This window comes from Vibrio sp. SCSIO 43155 (assembly GCF_023716605.1).
Taxonomy (GTDB): Bacteria; Pseudomonadota; Gammaproteobacteria; order Enterobacterales; family Vibrionaceae; genus Vibrio; species Vibrio harveyi.
Genome location: NZ_CP071852.1, coordinates 157507 through 176099, shown reverse-complemented (window position 1 = coordinate 176099; position 18593 = coordinate 157507). Strand labels below are relative to the sequence as shown.

The following is an 18593-nucleotide window of genomic DNA, read 5'->3' as shown; positions in this document are numbered from 1 at the left end:
AATCAAAGGAATAAGTTTGCAGTGTAGCACGCTCTTTTCAAGAAGCTGAAGAGCGTCCTCTCTCAGCGAGAAAAAACACACATAATAAAAACGCTCCAACCAAGTGGAGCGTTTTTCGATGATGATTTTACTCAGCGGATGGCGTTACGCCACTTGCTGCTTTTTTTCTGCTAAACGCTTTTTCTTGCGATATTTCGGGTGTGTAATCGGAATCGCGGACAAGAGTTTCTTGGTGTAATCATTTTGAGGGTTTGCGTAGATTTCCTTCGCCTTACCTGCTTCCACTACTTTACCAAAATACATCACCGCCACTTTATCAGACACATGTTTCACCACAGACAAATCATGAGAGATAAAGATGATTGCAAGGTTCATTTCTTGCTGAAGTTGCAGTAACAAGTTCAAGATCTGCGCCTGAACAGACACATCCAATGCAGAGACCGACTCATCACAGATGAGCAATTTAGGTTTTAGCGCAATGGCACGAGCAATACCAATACGCTGACGTTGACCGCCAGAAAATTCGTGTGGATAACGGTTTACAGCGGTTTCAGGTAAACCGACTTTTACAAGCAACTCCTTCACCCACTGTTTTCGCTCTGCAGATGTACCAATCTTATGAATCACATACGGCTCTTCGAGAATCATACCAATCGTATGACGTTGATTGAGTGACTCCATTGGGTCCTGAAAGACAATCTGCATGTCCTTACGTAACGAACGCATTTCTTTGACGGAAAACTTGGTAATGTCTTTACCTTCAAAGAAAATCTTACCTTCTGTCGGTTCGTACAGCTTTAGGATCGTACGGCCTAGTGTGCTTTTTCCACAACCAGACTCACCGACGAGCCCAAGGGTCTCGCCCTGACCTACTGACAACGACACACCATCAACAGCTTTAATGGTATATCCCTTCTTAAACAGTCCTTTACCAGATACAAAGTGCTGCTTAAGATTTTCAATTCTTAATACTTCTTTTGCCATAACATCCTCTTTTATGACTTGTTCACTTTGCACCAGTTAGCTAGCAAACATACTGGCATCAATCGGTTTAATGTCGATCATCTGCTTAGGTTCATTATCTAAACTTGGCATCAAGCCCATCAAACGCTCTGTGTACGGGTGTTGCGGGTTGTCAAACAGTTCGAAAATTTCAGCTTTTTCGACAATACGACCGCCATACATGACTGCCACGTCATCGCACACTTCCGCAACAACACCAAGGTCATGAGTAATGAAGATCATCGCCATACCCGTTTCTTCTTGAAGTTCATTCATTAGTTCAAGAATAGACGCCTGTACCGTTACATCCAATGCCGTAGTTGGCTCATCACAGATAAGAATGTCTGGTTTACACGCCAACGCCATCGCAATCATCACACGCTGACGCATACCACCCGATAAATTATGCGGGTACTCATTCAAGCGTTTTTCCGGCATCGGGATTTTCACTTTCGCCAACATTTCTATCGCGTAAGCTTCACGCTCTTTCTTACCAAGTTCAGGCCGATGCAGCTCTAACACTTCGCAAAGCTGACGACCGATTGAATGAACTGGATTCAACGCTGTCATTGGGTCTTGAAAGATGATTGAGATGCGGTCACCACGCATGGCATACATCTCTTCTGCAGGTAAGGTAACTAAATTAGTACCACGGTAGTCAATCTCACCATTGACGATATTGCCATAAGGTTTTGGCAACAGCCCCATGATAGACATGGAGGTAACGCTCTTACCACTACCGGATTCACCTACTAGACCCAGCGTACGACCAGCGCGAACATCAAAATTCACACCATGCAGCACTTTTACCGGACCATCATCAGTAGTGAATTCAACCTCAAGGTCTTTAACACTCAGGATTACATCGTTTTCCATAACACATCCTTACAGCTTATACGTGTCATCAACGACAACAACAGGTTCAAAGGTTTTACCCGACTTCATCGCTTTCTGGGTTTCTTTCTTCACGTCTTTGTCGATCCAATACGTGCCATCACCGATAATTCCGCCACTAAACAACGCTTCTGTCATTCGATTCATTGGTTTCTCTGGCAATTTCAACCAACGCCAGTGTCCATAACGAACGTAAGGAACCATGTAGCCAGAAACAATCACGTGCGCATCAATAATGTCTCGCTGAATCTCATGACCTAGTTGGATCTTCTTATCCATGTCCATGTTAAAGCGATACGCAATGATCTTTTCATCTAACTCTGGCGTGCTGTAGTTGGTGAATGAGTTCGTTTGCGGTTTGTTGGCGTTCACGGAATGGAAGTATTCCCAGTAAGTTGGGATTTCCGAAGTACCCATATCAAAGAAAGCAAGTTCGTGTTTTTTCTCACGTACATACTTAAACATCGATGAACCATCAATCAGCTTCAGCTCAATGTCCAACCCTGCCAATTTTGCCTGTTCACGTAAGAAAGCAATACGCGGTGTATGAACTGGAGAGGAGTACGTCAATTCAAAGCTCAAACGCTGACCTTTATCATTCACGCGAATACCATCGGAACCAATCTTATCGAAGCCTGCAGTTTCAAACGCTGCCGCCGCTTTTTCTGGTTCAAACTTGGGCGCTTTCACATCTGGTAAAGTGTACTTACCATGCCCAAAGCCTGTTGGGTTGGGTTTACGGCTGTAGTCTCCACGCATAACATTCTCAATCATGCCGTCGAAATCTGTCGCGTAAGTGATCCCTTTGCGAATGTTTAAATCATCAAGTAGAGGCATAGCAGTGTTTATCCACACGCCACCTGCACCAACGGGATATTGGTTGTAACCCCAGAACTTCTCAATGTAACCCTTTTGGTAAGGGGCAGTATTGGATTTATCATGCCATAGACTTGGCAAAACCAACGCAAATGCGTCCAACTTACCTTTTTCAAAGTGCTTCATCGCAATATCACTATCGCGGATAACCGTGATACGAATTTTGTCGACGTTATAGCGATTCTCGTAGTACTTGTTGGTGTAACCCCACCAGTCCTCTCCTACATGCTTAAAGGTAACGCTTTTACCTTTTTTGATGTCCGCTAAGTAATAAGCACTGGTCGTTGGTTCACTTTTAAAGTTGTAGTAGCGCACAAAATCATCATGAATGCCGTCACCGTTCGCGTCTTTCTTCGGATTCGCATAGAAATGAGCAGGACGAGGACGTAGCGCCCCCATTCTCAATAACAACTCTTCTGGGTTGAGCTCTTTCGCAGCCTTCACGGCGAAGGTGTGATCGTCAAATTTGATAACATCAGCTACCGTTTTGTTGTAATAGTCGTTGTACCAAGGCTCTAAAATGTCTTTCGAGCGGTAAAACTTAAGCATAAAAACAAAATCGTCTGCCGTGACTGGCTTGCCATCCGACCATTTAGCTTGTGGGTTCAGTTTGAAATAAACCGTTTTATTGTCACCCGCTAATGCCCACTCATTGGCTAGCTCTGGGATGAATTCAAGCGTATCTGGGTGGCGAACCACCAACCCTGGCGTTTCATCCAAGATGAAAGAGCGTAAGCCAGAGTTAGCATCAGGACCAACACTGCGTAGAGTCTGGGGAAAGCTCGACATATAAGTGCGGTAAGTCCCACCACGCTTTGCTTCAGGAGAGCCATATTGCGGCTCATCCCAGTTCGTTTGCCAGTTTAAGTCAGTCGGAAGCGTCGCTGACATCGCACCAAAACTTAGGGCGCTTAGCGTGGACGCTAAAATTATTTTTTTCATAAAACTTCCCTTTTTTATGTTTTGCTCACAATGCATGCTTAAACATAGCGTGTGAATTTTTTCGGGTCGAATGCTGCTCGAATCGCTTCACCGATAAAGGTCACCATAACCAGTACCAGAACAATCGAGCTCACTACTGATGCAACGATCCATGGCGAGTCTAGGTTCGACTTACCTTGTTGCAACAACTCACCCCAACTTGGCGTTGGAGGCATCAAACCAAGACCTAGGTAATCCAGTGCCGTCAGTGCAGTGATGTTTGCAGCGATAGTAAATGGTGCAAGAGTCACAATCATAACCATGGTATTTGGCAAGATGTGGTTGAATAGAATACGTCCAGTGGATGCACCAAGTGCGCGCGCAGCCATCACGTATTCACGAGCTGATTCTTTATAAGTCATGGTACGCATGTACCACGTCATCCCCATCCATCCAAAGAGTACATTGATGGCAACGAATAAGGTGAATGTGGGCTGAACTATCGAAACTAAAATCATGATGACGTACAAAAACGGCACCATAGACCACACTTCGATCAAACGTTGAACAAACAGGTCAAACTTACCGCCCCAAAAGCCCATCGCACAGCCAACAGCAGTACCAATCGCATACGAGATTGCCATTGTCAGCAAGGCAAACCCCATCGCCGTTCGAAAGCCGTAAACCAATCGAGCTAAGATGTCTCGGCCAATCACGTCCGTACCAAGGTAGTGTTTACTCTCAGCATCTGGAGCCGTTGGCGGGAAGTCACCGCTAAAATCTTGCTCGTACGGGTTCCACGGCACAATCGGCAGAATAACGAAGTTATCACCACCTTCCGCTTCGAAGACTTTTTGCAGCTCGCGGTAATCCGCTTCACTGGAAGACGCTTGACCAAACTCGCTGCCTAAACGCACATCACTCACCACAGGAAAGTAAAAGCTACCGTCGTATTTGACGACAAGCGCTTTACTGTTGATCAACAACTCCGCAAATAGAGAAAGGATCAACATGGTCGATAAGATCACAAATGACCAGTAACCACGTTTGATTTCTTTAAAGTGGCGGATTTTCTTTTGAGTTAACGGGCTAACTTTAATCATATTACGCTCCAAACTTCACACGTGGGTCGACTAAAGCAACACAGATATCTGAAATGATATTACCGATCAGCAGTAATACCGCGTTGATAGCTACGATGCCCATTACTACAGGATAATCGCGCTCCATGATGGACTCATAGCCAAGCAGACCGATGCCATCAATGTTGAAAATTACTTCAATAAGGAATGCACCTGTCATAAAGAACAACAGAGAGTTACCGAAGTGAGAGGCGATAGGAATTAAGCTATTGCGTAGTGCGTGCTTACGTACCGCTTTCTTAAATGGCAAACCTTTCGCAATGGCAGTACGAATGTAATCAGATGATAGGTTTTCCATTAGGTTGTTCTTCATCGTCATCGTCAACGTTGCAAAATCACCGATGAGATAACAGATCAAAGGCAGCACCGCGTGCCACATAATGTCTTTCGCTCGCTCAAAGAAGGTCTCATAGTCATCAAAATCATCACCAACGAAGCCTCCCATCGGGAACCACTCTAGGTGATAACTGAACAAGGTAATAAGGAGGACACCTACCACATACCCAGGCAAGGCGTAACCAACGAAAATAAGAATAGAAGACGCGGAGTCAAACACGGAACCGTGCTTCAACGCTTTATAGTAACCAAGTGGGATAGAGATAAAGTAACTGATAAAGAAGGTCATCCCACCATAGAATAAGGAGACAGGTAGACGCTCCGCAATCATGTCTGATACTGGCTCGTAGTAACGTGTTGACTCACCTAGGTCCAACGTCACTAAGCGGCTCAGCCATTCAACATACGCTTCCATAACTGGCTTATCTAAACCATAGAAAGCATTAAGCTCCGCGATTTGGTCATCGGAAAGAGCGGTGTTACCACCCGCAGAAGTCATTGATGCGGCACCATCACCTTGCGCTTGCATTTGAGACAGCATGCGCTCAACCGGACCACCAGGTACGAATCGCGTGATAGCAAAGATAAGAATGGTAATTCCGAGAAACGTTGGAATCACCAACGCCAATCGACGTAAAAAGTACGACAGCATATACAACTTGCTCCTTGTCTACTGTCCATTATTAGGCGGGGTTGGAGAGGAAAGATCCGGCCCAAAATGGTGCATTTCTATCCCGTAGTAACTAAAGCTGTTGAAACACACTCCCTGAGTTTCAAAAGTCAGTTTTTTCCACTACTGCAATAATTTCAGCGTCATATTTATCTTGAATCCGAGCAAGCTTCAAGTGTTTGAATCCAAAACATGACAAACTTCTTCCGATGTCGAAAAACAGAAATGTTTTTGTAAATAATTATAAAAAACCACAAAAACAATTCATACAGAATATCAATCTAGGCACTTTAGACCCAAAAGCCTATATAAACATGCAGATATCCAGAATAAATAGACAAAACCACCTAAGCGATATTTGACCCAAAAATACGAGTGAGCCCTTTGATAACGGTGGGTATCATATTCTGATACCATCCAGTGCGAGCGAGTTAACATACCTACCATTCCGTAAAAAGCATAGAACAGAATTATTCTCTAGATATACATCCATTTTCAGTGCTAATCGCCCACTTAAAATCCATAGGCGATATAAGTCATTAGTGTTTACAAGAAACACAAAATACGGTGTTTTATTAAGATTTGATCTCGATTTATAAACGTCATGCAGTAAATTATTCTGTGATTTAGGTCACTTTTGGTTTTTTACATCTTTTTTACATTTCTTTATCTCTGTTTACCACTGGTTTGACTTCCTTTTTTCATCTCAGGTATACATGTTCCGAACGTTAACGAAATATTAACGTCACAATTGGTCGTTATATGGCCAGACATAGGAAATAATAATAATCGGAGCAACAAGGATGTATAAAAACACAACCGCTTTATCTGTTGCGATCAGCCTTGCACTGGGAACCGCAGCAGTGGCACCTCTAGCAGCACAGGCAGAAGAGCAGCAAGTTGAACAACTTCAGAAGATGAAGGTAACAGGTTCACGTATCTCCACTACGGACATGGAAGGTCCAAACCCAGTAGACGTATATACAGCAGATGACATCGCTAAGATGGGTGCTGTAAGCGTAGATGATGTTCTACGTGGACTAACACAGAATGGTGCAGGCAGCTACGGCAGCTCATTTACTAACAGTTTTGCTGCAGGTACTTCTGGTGTTTCTCTTCGTGGTCTTGGTGCGAGCCGTACTCTAGTTCTACTCAACGGTCGCCGTGTAGCAAACTACGCGTTTGCACAAAACCTAAACGACACTTTCGTTGACCTAAACTCAATCCCACTTTCAGCTGTTGAGCGTATCGACGTTCTTAAAGATGGCGCATCAGCAATCTACGGTTCAGATGCTATCGGTGGTGTAGTAAACGTAATCCTTAAGCGTGACTACGAAGGCTTTGATGTTCGCCTAAACGGTGGTCAAACATCTTACAGCGATGGTGAAGACCTAGATGTTACGCTAACTGGCGGTAAAACATTCAATGACGCAACAAACATCATGGCGTCTCTAAACGTTGTCCAAAAAGGCAACATCATGATGAAAGATCGTCCAAACACGAAAACTGCTGACCACTCTTCTCAAGGTGGTTATGACTGGCGTAGCTCTGCAGGCACACCAGGTCGTGTTTACAAAGAAGATGGTACATGGGAATCACTATGTACTGGTGGTAGCGCAGAATGTAACTACAACTACAACGAAGAAATTGCAATGATCCCAGAAAGTGATCGTTACAACTTCCTAACTAGCCTTAACCACCAACTAAACGAAGATACCAACCTGTTTGCGGAGCTAAGTTTAAACCGAGTTGAGTCAACAACTATCTCGGCACCGACGCCAGACTTCCAAAACGTTACTATCTCGAAAGACAACCCGAACAACACGTACGGTGAAGACGTCACTATGCGTCACCGTATTCTTGAAGCTGGTAACCGTATCAACGAAATCACAACAGATTCTATCCGCGTTGTGGCAGGTGCAGAAGGTTACGCAAACTGGTTTGATACTGACGTAGACTGGACAGCTGATGCTGGTTACCACTACACAGAAACCGAAAACGTAGGTAAGAACTACCTAACAATCGCAGGCTACCAAGCGGCGATCGACAGCGGTGCTTACAACCCATTCGTTACGAACAACCCATCATCATCACTAGACGGTGCTCGCGTTGAAACAAAACGTAAGGGTGAATCTAAACTTGGCTTCATCAACGCTGGTGCTTCTTTCCCAGTATTCGAGCTATCAGGCGGTGACGCATACGTTGCTGTTGGTGGTGAGTTCCGTTACGAAGCAGGTTCTGATACGCCAGACGCAAGTGTTGAAGCAAACCAAATCGTTGGTAGTGGTGGTACAAGCTCTGATGGTGACCGTACTGTATTTGCAGGTTACGTAGAACTTGTTGCACCGGTTATCGAAGAAGTGGAAGTACAACTTGCTGGTCGTGCAGAGCACTACAGCGACTTTGGTTCAGCATTCAGCCCGAAAGTGGCAGTTCGCTACCAACCAATGGATGAAGTGCTATTCCGTGCATCATACAGCCACGGCTTCAAAGCACCGACTCTACCAGAAGTTAACGCGGGTGCATCTACAAGCTACCAAACACTTTACGACCCGCAAACTGACACTCGTGGTCAATACCGCGTTGTTAGCCAAGGTAACAAAGACCTAGATGCGGAAACAGCACAGTCATTCAACATCGGTACTGTAATCGAGCCGCTTGAAGACCTATCTGTAAAAGTTGATTACTTCTACATTGTGAACGATGACAAGATCGACACACTAGGTGCACAGAAGCTTATCGACGAAAACAGCCCTAACGTTGTTCGTAAAGCGAACGGTGATATCGACTACATCCTAGATGAGTACGTGAACGTTGCTAAGCAACAAGTAAGCGGTATCGATAGTGAAGTGAAGTACGACCTATCAACTGATAGCTACGGTGACTTCCTAGTGAAACTAGCTGGTACTTACAACATTGAGTACAAGCAAAGTGACTCAGACGGCAACCTAGAAGATTACATTGGTACTTACTTCGGTGGTCCTCGCTTCAAAGGTAAAGCAACGCTTGGTTACGGCTACGAAGACTTCGCATTCACAAACATCGTGAACTACACGCACTCTTACGACACTCGTTACGAGACTGCAGAGCACTCTGAAGTTGACGCTCTAACAACTTGGGATACACAGCTTGCGTACACAGGTATCGAAAATGCAACGATTGCTGTTGGTATCCGTAACGTAACTGACGAATTGGCGCCATTCTACAATGAAGCAGAAGGCTACCACTTCGCATTCCACGACAACACAGGCCGTTTCTACTACCTACAACTTGAATACGGCTTCTAAAAACCTTTTTGGCGCGGGGCTTTCCCGCGCCCTTATCGACTGACTTTATACACTGACAAGGATGCTACTATGACGTTAAAGAGATTTGGCGTGAGTGCTATTACCGCTGCACTGCTGTCTGTAAGTGCTGGTTCTATAGCGGCAGATTCAGGTTCGGTAATTTCTACTCAAGCAAAAACCAACACCTCTGCACAAGTTTCTCAACAAAAAATCGACGGATATGCTGAAAGCGCGGAAAGCATGCTAGCTGAATACAAAGGCTTGCTTCGCCAAATCGACAGCATGAAAGTCTACAACGAGCAAATCAATCGTATGGTTCAATCGCAACAAGGCGAGTTGGATTCATTAAACAACCAGATTGCTCAAATCGACCAAACAGCGACAGAAGTTGTACCTCTAACGCTTAAAATGATCGATGCCCTAGATGAGTTCGTTACTCTTGATCTTCCATTTCAAAAAGAAGAGCGCACCAAACGTGTTACTGAGCTGCGTGACCTAATGGATCGTGCAGACGTAACGACTTCAGAAAAATTCCGTAAAGTGATGGAAGCGTATCAAATCGAAGAAGGCTTCTCTCGCTCCATTGAATCTTACAAAGCTAGCCTAGAGCGCAACGGTGAAACCGTGACTTACGACTTCCTACGTATTGGTCGTACTGCGCTTCTATTCCAATCTCCGGATGGCGGTGAAACAGGCATGTGGAATCAACAAACCCGTCAATGGGAATCACTACCTGAAAACTACCGTATCGCTGTACAGCAAGGCCTTCGTATCGCTAAGAAACAAGCGCCACCAGCGCTGATCAAACTGCCTGTATTTGCTGGGGAGGAATAAGAAATGAAAGGATTCAAAACTCTAGCCGCTGGTTTGCTAGCGAGCTTATTCATGATTTCTGGTGCGCAAGCTGAAGCACCTAAAAACCTATCTGAGCTACTGAAAAACGTAAAATCAGAAAGTATTGTTGAATCAAAAGAGAACAAAGCTCGTGAAGCTGAGTTCAAAAACAACCACGACAAGCAAGCTGCATTGCTACAACAAGCTCGTGACGAGCTAGCTGCCCAACAAGCACTTGGTGATGAGCTAAAAGCAACATTTGATGAAAACGACAAGCAGCTAACTGAGCTAACTGAAACACTTCGCGTTCGTTCAGGGACTTTAGGTGAGATGTTTGGTGTGGTTCGCCAATATGCGGGGGAATTTAAAGGTCTATTTGCAGCTTCGCAAAACGCCGTTCTTTTCCCTGAGCGTGACGTACTACTTTCTAAACTAGCGGAAAGTAAAGAACTGCCATCTACGCAAGAACTTGAAGCGTTTTGGCACACAATCCTACAGCAAGTAGTCGCATCAGGTGATACAACAACAGCTCAAGCGACCGTTGTATACGGCGAAGGTAAAGAAGCGGTACGTGACGTAACCCTAGTGGGTGAGTTTAACGCAATCGCAGATGGCAAATACGTAACTTACGTACCTCAAACTGGTAAGTTCGAAGAGCTATCACGTCAACCGAGCAAGAACATCACTCGCCTAGTTGGCGGTTTTGAGGCAGCAGAAGGCACATACGAACCACTATTTATCGACCCATCTCGTGGTGTGATTCTGTCTCTACTAGTACAAAGCCCTACCGTTCAGGAGCGTATTGACCAAGGTGGTATCGTTGGTTACGTAATCCTAGCTATGGGTGCAATTGGTGCACTGATCGCACTCGTTTGTTACCTACGCCTACTCGTTATCGGTGGCAAAATGCGTAAGCAAGCGAAATCAGACACTGTTATTCCTGGCAACCCTCTGGGTGAAGTTATCCAAGCTTACCAAGAACACAAAGGTGACAACCTTGAAGATCTTGAAGCGAAACTGGACGAAATCATCCTACGTAACGCACCGAGCATTGAACGCTTTATCAGCTCAATCAAACTGTTCGCTTCTGTAGCACCACTTCTAGGTCTACTGGGTACGGTTATGGGTATGATCGGTACGTTCCAAGCAATCACACTATTTGGTACAGGTGATCCTAAGCTAATGGCTGGCGGTATCTCAGAAGCACTTGTTACTACGATGCTTGGTCTGGTTGTCGCAATTCCTCTACTGTTCCTGTACACCATCGTACACAGTAAAGGTCGTCGTTTGGTTCAAACTCTTGAAGAACAGAGTGCAGGCTTCATCGCTCGCTATCAGGAAAAACTGCATAAAGCCGAAAGCTAAGGAGGCGTTATGTGGTGGTTAGTTGGAGAACTTGAATCAATCAGACGCTTCTTGGGAATGGGTGGTGATGTACTCGTCGCCATCTTTATCCTCAGCTTCATGTTGTGGGCAGTATTGCTAGAACGTTGGTTTTACTTCGCTGCCGTCGCTCCAAAAGCAATGAAAAAAGCCGTTGGCTTTTGGGAAGAGCGCTCAGAACATAAAAGCTGGAACGCTAAGATGATCCGACAAGAAATCGTTTCTCGTCAGGATATTGAGAATAAAAAGGGACTACCAATCGTTAAAGTACTGATTGCGCTTTGTCCCCTACTTGGTCTACTCGGCACCGTTGTCGGCATGATTCAAGTATTCGATATCTTAGCGGTTACAGGTACAGGAAGCCCTCGAGCAATGGCCTCGGGGATCTCAAAGGCAACAATCCCAACATTAGCGGGAATGGTGGCTTCACTATCAGGACTGTTTTTTAGTACTCGTCTTGATCATTTAGCCAAAGTCACCACGCAGAAGCTTGAAGACAAGCTAAAGCACATTGCCTGAGTAAACGGAATTAGAGGTATAGGTCATGAAGAGACGCTATAGCAATGACAGCAGTGATGAAGCTGCTATCGATATGACACCGATGCTCGACATCGTCTTCATCATGTTGATCTTCTTTATCGTAACAACATCGTTCGTTAAAGAAGCCGGTCTAGAAGTAAATCGCCCAACGGCTAGCTCAGCGCAAACCGTGAAGAAAGGTAACATCATGGTTGCCATTGGTGCCGCTGGTGACGTTTGGGTTGATAAACGTCGCATCGAAGTAGACGCCGTACGTGCAAACATCGAACGTCTACGTGCAGAAAGCCCAGATGGTGCAGTTGTTATCCAAGCGGATACTGAAGCTAACGCTGGTGTAGTCGTGAAGGTTATGGACCAGATTAAGATGGCAGGTGTAGAAAGCATCTCCATTGCCGCAACCAATAAGGATTAAGCCTATGCGGTATCTGGCCTCAATTGCACTGGCGCTCATTGTCTCCCTCGGATTGTTCTGGGGGATGGACAAGCTAGTAAACAAAGAGCGCCACGAGCTAGTGTCGAATGATGATCTACGTATGGTTGAATTCATTCGCATTAAACCGGACGAAAAAATACAGGAGAAAAAGCGCGAACTACCAAAACCACCACCGCCAAAGCGTCCGCCACCGCCACCTGAAATGAAGGTGACGTCAACGGTCAAACCGGTGATGGATCAAATCCCGATGGACATGCCGAAACTTGATCTACCAGTTAATGTTACGGGTGGCTCAGTACTTGGTCACTACTCTCAGGGCGGTGGTTCAGTTGCGGGATCGGGTGGTCCAGTACCATTGGCGACTTTCCAACCTCAAATGCCTCGTAAAGCGGCGAAGTCAGGTCTAGAGAAAGGCGTGGTATTGATTGAATTCACCGTTAACGCTCGCGGCGCGGTTGAAGACATCAAGGTAGTAAAAGAGACACCTCGTCGACTTGGTTTAGGTAAAGCAGCAAGAAAGACCGTATCGAAATGGACTTTCAAACCTAAGATGGTTGATGGACAACCGGTGGCCTCGCGCATGGCTCAAGAAATTGAGTTCACCACCAACTAGGGAGTCACAATATGAAATTACTCAAGACATTGCTGGCTTCTGTTGCGTTAACAATGGGTGTGCTTAGCACACCTGTTGTTGCCAAAGATTCGCCACAGCTTTCTGATAAAACATTTAAAGTCGTTAACAAAGTTCAAGAACTGATTGCGACTGAGAAATACTCTGATGCAATCGAAAGGTTGAACAAGGCACTCGGTAAAACTTCAAAGAAGTATGACCGTGCAGTACTGCTGCAACAGATGGGCTTCTTGTACTCAATGAGAGACGACTATGTAAAGGCATCTAAGTACTTTGCAGAAGCGCTTTCTCTGGATGCTCTTCCAGTACCCGTTGCACAGCAAGTTCGTTACAGCCTTGCTCAGTTATATCTTGCTGAAGAACAGTTTAAGAAATCGGTTAAAACCATGGAAAAGTGGTTTGCCGTAGCTGAAACAACGAAAGAAAAACCACAAGCACACGCTTACATCACGCTAGCAAGTGCTTACGTTCAAATGGAAGACTACCGTAAAGCAATCGCACCAACTAAAAAAGCGATTGCAATGACGAAGAATCCAAGTGAATCGTGGTACATGCTTCTGATGGCTTCTCATTACGAGCTAGGTCAAATGAAGAGCGTTGCTAGTGTTCTTAAGATCCTAACCACTAAGTACCCACAGAAAAAGCGCTACTGGATGCAACTTTCTGGTACTTACATGGAGCTGAACCAAGACAAGAATGCACTTTCTGCTTTAGAAATGGCGTACAAACTGGGCTTGTTTGAAGAAGAGAAAGAGTACTTACGTCTAGTCAACTTCCTTGCTTATCAAGAGATACCTTACCGCGCGGCGAAGATTCTAAAAGATGAAATGGCAAACGGTAATATCGAAACAAACCAAGAAAACTTAGAGCGTTTAGCGTCATTTTGGCAGCAGTCGAAAGAGCTTGATAATGCGATTGATACCTATCAAACCGCTTATCAATTGGCTCCTAAGACAAAAAGCCAGCTAAAAATTGCCCGTTTGATGATTCAAGCGAAGCAATACCAAGCTGCTTCTAAGTTTGCTGCGACGCCTGCCTCTGACGCATCGCGCTCGCAAGCCGCAGAATTGCAATACATCCGCGGCATGGCTTTCTTTGAATTGAATCAGCCAACTCAGGCGCTTAAATCAATGAAGAAAGCAGCACAATCGGATTCGATGAGACAAGTAGTGAGTCCATGGATCAACTACCTAGAGTCGCAAGGCTAATAGGCGCTCATCATCTGCAAAGTAGTAACCAAAGTGGTTGTGGTTGCTCCGAAAATTAAGTGTGAGTCAGTCGCACGCCTGGGGAAGTGAAAGCTTCCCCTTTTTTCGCTTCTATATATAGAGGGTGAATTCATACCACACCTCAAAGATCCAAAAGATCGGCTAGCAACATCTGGGAGATCATGATACTCTTCGCCTCCATTTTTCTGGCGGGTTTATCACCAATCTCAAGCAGTTTGATGAAGAAATCATCAACGCCAGTGCTATCGTTATACCAATCTCGTGAATAAACGTCGTTGGCATGACAACAAGGTCGAGACTTCTTTCGGCATTCACTCAATCCAACCAAAAGTGGAACAGTACAATGGGCAAAGGTACTCTCTATATCGTATCTGCACCTAGCGGCGCAGGTAAATCTAGCTTGATCTCAGCAATGTTGGAACGTAACCCAACATATGCAATGAAAGTGTCTGTGTCTCATACTACTCGTGGCATGCGCCCTGGCGAAGAAAACGGTATCCACTACCACTTCGTTGCAAAAGAAGAGTTTGAAACTCTGATTGCACAAGGCGACTTCCTAGAATACGCAGAAGTGTTTGGTAACTATTACGGCACATCACGCGTATGGATTGAAGAAACGCTAAACAAAGGCATCGACGTTTTCCTAGACATCGACTGGCAAGGTGCACGTCAAATCCGTGAGCAAATGTCAGAAGCGAAAAGCATCTTTATCCTGCCACCATCAAATGGTGAGCTAGAACGCCGTCTAAACACTCGTGGTCAAGACAGCGAAGATGTGATCGCAAAACGCATGGCAGAAGCAAAATCTGAAATCTCACACTACAACGAGTACGATTACGTAATCGTAAACGATGATTTCGATACTGCATTAATGGACTTTAAAGCCATCCTACGTGCGGAAAGATTGAAGGAAGAAAAGCAAGCTGCTAAATATAAAGGTATGCTTGATGCGCTTCTAGCAGAGTAATTCTGCACTGAAACACAAATTTTCGCTTCTTTATTACGGTAAGGAAGCTTATATTGCTTATATAGAAAGTCATTGTTGTTGCACGTCTTATCGCTAGTAAATATTACGCTGAGACTGTATACTTTCTCGTCATTCAAAATTTAGTTAACTATTTGGAGTCCTCATGGCACGCGTAACTGTTCAAGACGCTGTTGAAAAAGTTGGCAACCGTTTCGACCTAGTACTGATTGCGGCTCGCCGCGCTCGTCAAATGCAAACTGGCGGTAAAGATGCACTAGTGCCAGAAGAGAACGATAAGCCAACGGTTATCGCTCTACGCGAAATCGAAGAAGGTTTAATTACTAAAGAAGTTCTAGACGCTCGTGAACGTCAAGAACAGCAAGAGCAAGAAGCGGCAGAGCTAGCGGCAGTAAGCAGCATCGCTCACAACCGTTAATTCTGACTTTAGAATTCAACAACCTCCCGGGCCTATAATTTGTATCTATTCGATAGCCTCAAAGACGTTGCCCAAGAATACCTAACAGAGCCTCAAATTGAGGCTCTGCGTCAATCTTATGTGGTAGCAAGAGATGCCCATGAAGGGCAAACCCGCTCAAGCGGTGAACCATACATCATCCACCCAGTCGCTGTGGCTCGAATCTTGGCCGAAATGCGCCTCGATATCGAAACCCTCCAAGCTGCTTTGCTGCATGACGTCATCGAAGACTGTGACGTTACAAAAGAAGATCTCGAAGAGAAATTCGGCAATACCGTCGCTGAGCTGGTTGATGGTGTATCTAAACTGGACAAACTCAAATTCCGCGATAGGAAAGAGGCTCAAGCCGAGAACTTCCGTAAGATGGTTCTGGCGATGGTGCAAGACATCCGCGTTATCCTGATCAAACTGGCTGACCGTACGCACAACATGCGCACGTTAGGTGCCCTGCGCCCCGACAAAAAACGCCGTATTGCTCGCGAAACACTGGAAATCTACGCGCCGCTGGCTCACCGTCTTGGTATTCACAATATCAAAACGGAACTTGAGGAGCTTGGCTTCGAAGCGCTTTACCCGAACCGCTACCGCGTTCTAAAAGAAGTGGTAAGAGCGGCACGTGGTAATCGTAAAGAGATGATCCAACGTATTCACAGCGAAATTGAAGGTCGACTCGAAGATGTTGGCTTGAATGCGCGCGTGTTAGGTCGTGAAAAAAACCTGTTCTCCATCTATAACAAGATGAAAACCAAAGAACAGCGTTTCCACACCATCATGGATATCTACGCTTTCCGAGTGGTTGTTGATACTGCCGATACTTGTTATCGCGTTCTAGGCCAAGTGCACAGCTTGTATAAGCCACGTCCTGGTCGTATGAAAGATTACATTGCGGTACCAAAAGCGAACGGCTACCAATCGCTACATACTTCTATGGTTGGTCCACATGGCGTGCCCGTTGAAGTTCAGATCCGTACCGAAGATATGGATCAAATGGCGGACAAAGGTGTCGCTGCGCACTGGTCATACAAAGACAAGGGCGACAAGTCTGGCACAACAGCGCAAGTGAAAGCTCAGCGTTGGATGCAAAGCCTGCTTGAGCTACAACAAAGCGCTGGTAACTCATTCGAATTCATTGAAAACGTAAAATCGGATCTTTTCCCAGATGAGATTTACGTATTCACACCAAAAGGTCGTATCGTTGAATTGCCATTAGGCGCAACGGCTGTCGACTTTGCTTATGCCGTACATACTGATGTCGGTAACTCTTGTGTTGGTGCTCGTGTTGACCGTAACCCTTACCCACTAAGTAAGGCACTGAAGAACGGTCAGACAGTAGAAATCATCAGTGCACCAGGTGCGCGTCCAAACGCGGCTTGGTTAAACTATGTCGTGACTTCTCGCGCTCGCACTAAGATTCGTCAAGTATTGAAGACCATGCGTCGTGAAGAATCGATTACCTTAGGTCGTCGTCTACTGAATCACGCTTTAGGTCGTCATTCGATTGATTCAATCTACCCAGAAAACATCCAAGAAGTGCTGACTGATCTGCGCCTAGAAAGCGTCGATGATCTGCTAGCAGCCATTGGATTGGGTGAATTGATGAGTATCGTCATCGCACGTCGCTTATTGGGTGACACTGATGAATTGACCACCACAAGCTCGATTCCAAACGAATCTAACAAGAAACTGCCAATCCGTGGTGCAGAAGGTCTGCTACTGACTTTCGCAAATTGTTGTCACCCTATCCCGGATGACCACATTATCGCTCACGTATCGCCAGGTCGTGGTCTTGTGGTTCACCGTGAAACGTGTCCAAACGTACGCGGATACCAGAAAGAGCCGGACAAATACATGGCTGTCGCTTGGTCTGAAGAGTACGACAAAGAGTTCATCGCGGAACTGAAAGTCGATATGCTCAATAACCAAGGTGCGTTAGCGGAATTGACCAATGTGATTTCGAAAACCGGTTCGAACATTCACGGTCTTTCAACCGAAGAACGCGACGGTCGCTTGTACACCGTTACCGTTCTGCTAACCACCAAAGATCGTGTTCACCTTGCTGGCATCATGCGTAAGATTAAGACCATGCCACAGGCGACTCGAGTCAGACGAAGAAAGAACTAAACTCTATCGCCACCCACACTCTGGGTGGCGATTTTTTTATATCCCTATTTATTATGAATTTAGAACGTTACAACCGCATCCATCAGGTGTTAAAAGCACGCCAAACCGACCTCACCCTGTGCCTTGAAGAAGTTCATAAGCCGAACAACGTTTCTGCAGTGATCCGTACCGCTGACGCAACAGGCTTACACAAAGTTCATGCGATTTGGCCCGACAAAATGCGCACACTGACCCACACCTCAGCAGGGGCACGTAACTGGGTTGAAGTGGATACTCACGATTCGATTGAAACTGCGATTACCGAGCTCAAAGCACAAGGCATGCAAGTTCTGGTCACCAACCTTTCGGACACCGCGGTCGATTTTCGTGAGATCGACTACACCAAGCCAACGGCAATCATTCTGGGTAGCGAAAAAATTGGCGCTTCAGAGCAAGCGAAGAAACTCGCAGACCAAGACATCATTATTCCAATGATCGGTATGGTGCAGTCTTTAAATGTCTCAGTCGCCAGTGCTGTGATTCTTTATGAAGCGCAGCGTCAGCGTGAAGCCGCTGGTATGTACGAACGTGATGAAAGCGCACTGCCAAAAGAGACCATCAACCGCATTCTGTTTGAGCGAGGGCATCCGGTCTTAGCAAAAGTAGCGAAACGCAAAGGGCTAGAATATCCACAACTTGATGACGAAGGCCAAATTGTGGCTGACGAATCGTGGTGGAAAGAGATGCAAAGTAAATAATCAACTTTTGTTATCCTGAATAGCGACGAAGGAGCGAAATTCAACTCCTCACGAAGCTGTATTTTTCCCTGTACAAAAACACAGCTTCGTGGTTAACATACTGCTATGTTAACTA

General features: G+C 45.5%; 16 protein-coding genes. 11 read left to right on the top strand and 5 right to left on the bottom strand.

Annotated elements, in window-relative coordinates; genetic code table 11:
- Positions 1–144 precede the first annotated feature (144 nt).
- The 5 genes from J4N44_RS00760 to J4N44_RS00740 are packed head-to-tail and all read right to left on the bottom strand — an operon-like array spanning position 145 to position 5823.
- Positions 145–984 (bottom strand): ABC transporter ATP-binding protein, encoded by an 840-nt coding sequence (locus J4N44_RS00760; RefSeq protein ID WP_005449380.1) that lies wholly within the window; start codon positions 982–984, stop codon positions 145–147.
- Between the two features lie 36 nt (positions 985–1020).
- Positions 1021–1878, bottom strand: a complete 858-nt coding sequence (locus J4N44_RS00755) for an ABC transporter ATP-binding protein (protein WP_005449382.1) — start codon at positions 1876–1878, stop codon at positions 1021–1023.
- A 9-nt stretch (positions 1879–1887) separates the two neighbouring features.
- Positions 1888–3714, bottom strand: coding sequence for an extracellular solute-binding protein (locus J4N44_RS00750; RefSeq protein WP_252044752.1), 1827 nt, complete (start codon positions 3712–3714; stop codon positions 1888–1890).
- A gap of 38 nt (positions 3715–3752) precedes the next feature.
- A complete protein-coding gene (locus tag J4N44_RS00745) occupies positions 3753–4796 on the bottom strand; it encodes an ABC transporter permease (protein WP_005449386.1) in 1044 nt (347 codons plus the stop codon).
- Position 4797: 1 nt separating this feature from the next.
- The gene (locus J4N44_RS00740) at positions 4798–5823 is read right to left on the bottom strand and encodes an ABC transporter permease subunit (protein WP_005434432.1); all 1026 of its coding nucleotides are present in this window, start codon (positions 5821–5823) and stop codon (positions 4798–4800) included.
- Positions 5824–6644: 821 nt separating this feature from the next.
- Here J4N44_RS00740 and J4N44_RS00735 point away from each other — a divergent pair.
- The 11 genes from J4N44_RS00735 (at position 6645) to trmH (ending at position 18478) form a co-directional block, all read left to right on the top strand.
- Positions 6645–9128 carry a TonB-dependent receptor gene (locus J4N44_RS00735; RefSeq protein WP_005448453.1) on the top strand — a complete coding sequence of 828 codons (2484 nt, stop codon included), beginning with the start codon at positions 6645–6647 and terminating at the stop codon, positions 9126–9128.
- Positions 9129–9197: 69 nt separating this feature from the next.
- Positions 9198–9962 (top strand): DUF3450 domain-containing protein, encoded by a 765-nt coding sequence (locus J4N44_RS00730; RefSeq protein ID WP_005448454.1) that lies wholly within the window; start codon positions 9198–9200, stop codon positions 9960–9962.
- A 3-nt stretch (positions 9963–9965) separates the two neighbouring features.
- Positions 9966–11327 carry a MotA/TolQ/ExbB proton channel family protein gene (locus tag J4N44_RS00725; RefSeq protein ID WP_252044750.1) on the top strand — a complete coding sequence of 454 codons (1362 nt, stop codon included), beginning with the start codon at positions 9966–9968 and terminating at the stop codon, positions 11325–11327.
- 9 nt (positions 11328–11336) lie between these two features.
- Positions 11337–11864, top strand: a complete 528-nt coding sequence (locus tag J4N44_RS00720) for a MotA/TolQ/ExbB proton channel family protein (protein ID WP_005448458.1) — start codon at positions 11337–11339, stop codon at positions 11862–11864.
- A 25-nt stretch (positions 11865–11889) separates the two neighbouring features.
- Positions 11890–12297 carry an ExbD/TolR family protein gene (locus J4N44_RS00715; protein ID WP_005430119.1) on the top strand — a complete coding sequence of 136 codons (408 nt, stop codon included), beginning with the start codon at positions 11890–11892 and terminating at the stop codon, positions 12295–12297.
- Positions 12298–12301: 4 nt separating this feature from the next.
- Positions 12302–12931: an energy transducer TonB gene (locus tag J4N44_RS00710; RefSeq protein WP_005430078.1), complete on the top strand. Its 630-nt coding sequence runs from the start codon at positions 12302–12304 to the stop codon at positions 12929–12931.
- An 11-nt stretch (positions 12932–12942) separates the two neighbouring features.
- Complete coding sequence (locus J4N44_RS00705; protein ID WP_005448461.1) at positions 12943–14157, top strand: tetratricopeptide repeat protein; 1215 nt, start codon at positions 12943–12945, stop codon at positions 14155–14157.
- Positions 14158–14521: 364 nt separating this feature from the next.
- Positions 14522–15145 carry a guanylate kinase gene (gene gmk / locus J4N44_RS00700; protein ID WP_045490663.1) on the top strand — a complete coding sequence of 208 codons (624 nt, stop codon included), beginning with the start codon at positions 14522–14524 and terminating at the stop codon, positions 15143–15145.
- Between the two features lie 163 nt (positions 15146–15308).
- Entirely contained in the window at positions 15309–15581 is a 273-nt protein-coding gene (rpoZ, locus tag J4N44_RS00695) for a DNA-directed RNA polymerase subunit omega (protein WP_005379346.1), read from the top strand.
- A gap of 39 nt (positions 15582–15620) precedes the next feature.
- Positions 15621–17741, top strand: a complete 2121-nt coding sequence (spoT, locus tag J4N44_RS00690; RefSeq protein WP_005434453.1) for a bifunctional GTP diphosphokinase/guanosine-3',5'-bis pyrophosphate 3'-pyrophosphohydrolase — start codon at positions 15621–15623, stop codon at positions 17739–17741.
- 53 nt (positions 17742–17794) lie between these two features.
- Positions 17795–18478 (top strand): tRNA (guanosine(18)-2'-O)-methyltransferase TrmH, encoded by a 684-nt coding sequence (gene trmH, locus J4N44_RS00685; protein WP_005448464.1) that lies wholly within the window; start codon positions 17795–17797, stop codon positions 18476–18478.
- Positions 18479–18593: the final 115 nt, after the last annotated feature.

What these genes read in the sequence shown, in the direction of transcription:
- trmH (WP_005448464.1), top strand. Translation starts at nt 17,795, where the DNA reads ATGAATTTAGAACGTTACAACCGCATCCATCAGGTGTTAAAAGCACGC.
- J4N44_RS00745 (WP_005449386.1), bottom strand. Translation starts at nt 4,796, where the DNA reads ATGATTAAAGTTAGCCCGTTAACTCAAAAGAAAATCCGCCACTTTAAA.
- gmk (WP_045490663.1), top strand. Translation starts at nt 14,522, where the DNA reads ATGGGCAAAGGTACTCTCTATATCGTATCTGCACCTAGCGGCGCAGGT.
- J4N44_RS00730 (WP_005448454.1), top strand. Translation starts at nt 9,198, where the DNA reads ATGACGTTAAAGAGATTTGGCGTGAGTGCTATTACCGCTGCACTGCTG.
- J4N44_RS00755 (WP_005449382.1), bottom strand. Translation starts at nt 1,878, where the DNA reads ATGGAAAACGATGTAATCCTGAGTGTTAAAGACCTTGAGGTTGAATTC.
- J4N44_RS00740 (WP_005434432.1), bottom strand. Translation starts at nt 5,823, where the DNA reads ATGCTGTCGTACTTTTTACGTCGATTGGCGTTGGTGATTCCAACGTTT.
- J4N44_RS00725 (WP_252044750.1), top strand. Translation starts at nt 9,966, where the DNA reads ATGAAAGGATTCAAAACTCTAGCCGCTGGTTTGCTAGCGAGCTTATTC.
- J4N44_RS00715 (WP_005430119.1), top strand. Translation starts at nt 11,890, where the DNA reads ATGAAGAGACGCTATAGCAATGACAGCAGTGATGAAGCTGCTATCGAT.
- J4N44_RS00735 (WP_005448453.1), top strand. Translation starts at nt 6,645, where the DNA reads ATGTATAAAAACACAACCGCTTTATCTGTTGCGATCAGCCTTGCACTG.
- J4N44_RS00720 (WP_005448458.1), top strand. Translation starts at nt 11,337, where the DNA reads ATGTGGTGGTTAGTTGGAGAACTTGAATCAATCAGACGCTTCTTGGGA.
- rpoZ (WP_005379346.1), top strand. Translation starts at nt 15,309, where the DNA reads ATGGCACGCGTAACTGTTCAAGACGCTGTTGAAAAAGTTGGCAACCGT.
- J4N44_RS00750 (WP_252044752.1), bottom strand. Translation starts at nt 3,714, where the DNA reads ATGAAAAAAATAATTTTAGCGTCCACGCTAAGCGCCCTAAGTTTTGGT.
- J4N44_RS00705 (WP_005448461.1), top strand. Translation starts at nt 12,943, where the DNA reads ATGAAATTACTCAAGACATTGCTGGCTTCTGTTGCGTTAACAATGGGT.
- J4N44_RS00760 (WP_005449380.1), bottom strand. Translation starts at nt 984, where the DNA reads ATGGCAAAAGAAGTATTAAGAATTGAAAATCTTAAGCAGCACTTTGTA.
- J4N44_RS00710 (WP_005430078.1), top strand. Translation starts at nt 12,302, where the DNA reads ATGCGGTATCTGGCCTCAATTGCACTGGCGCTCATTGTCTCCCTCGGA.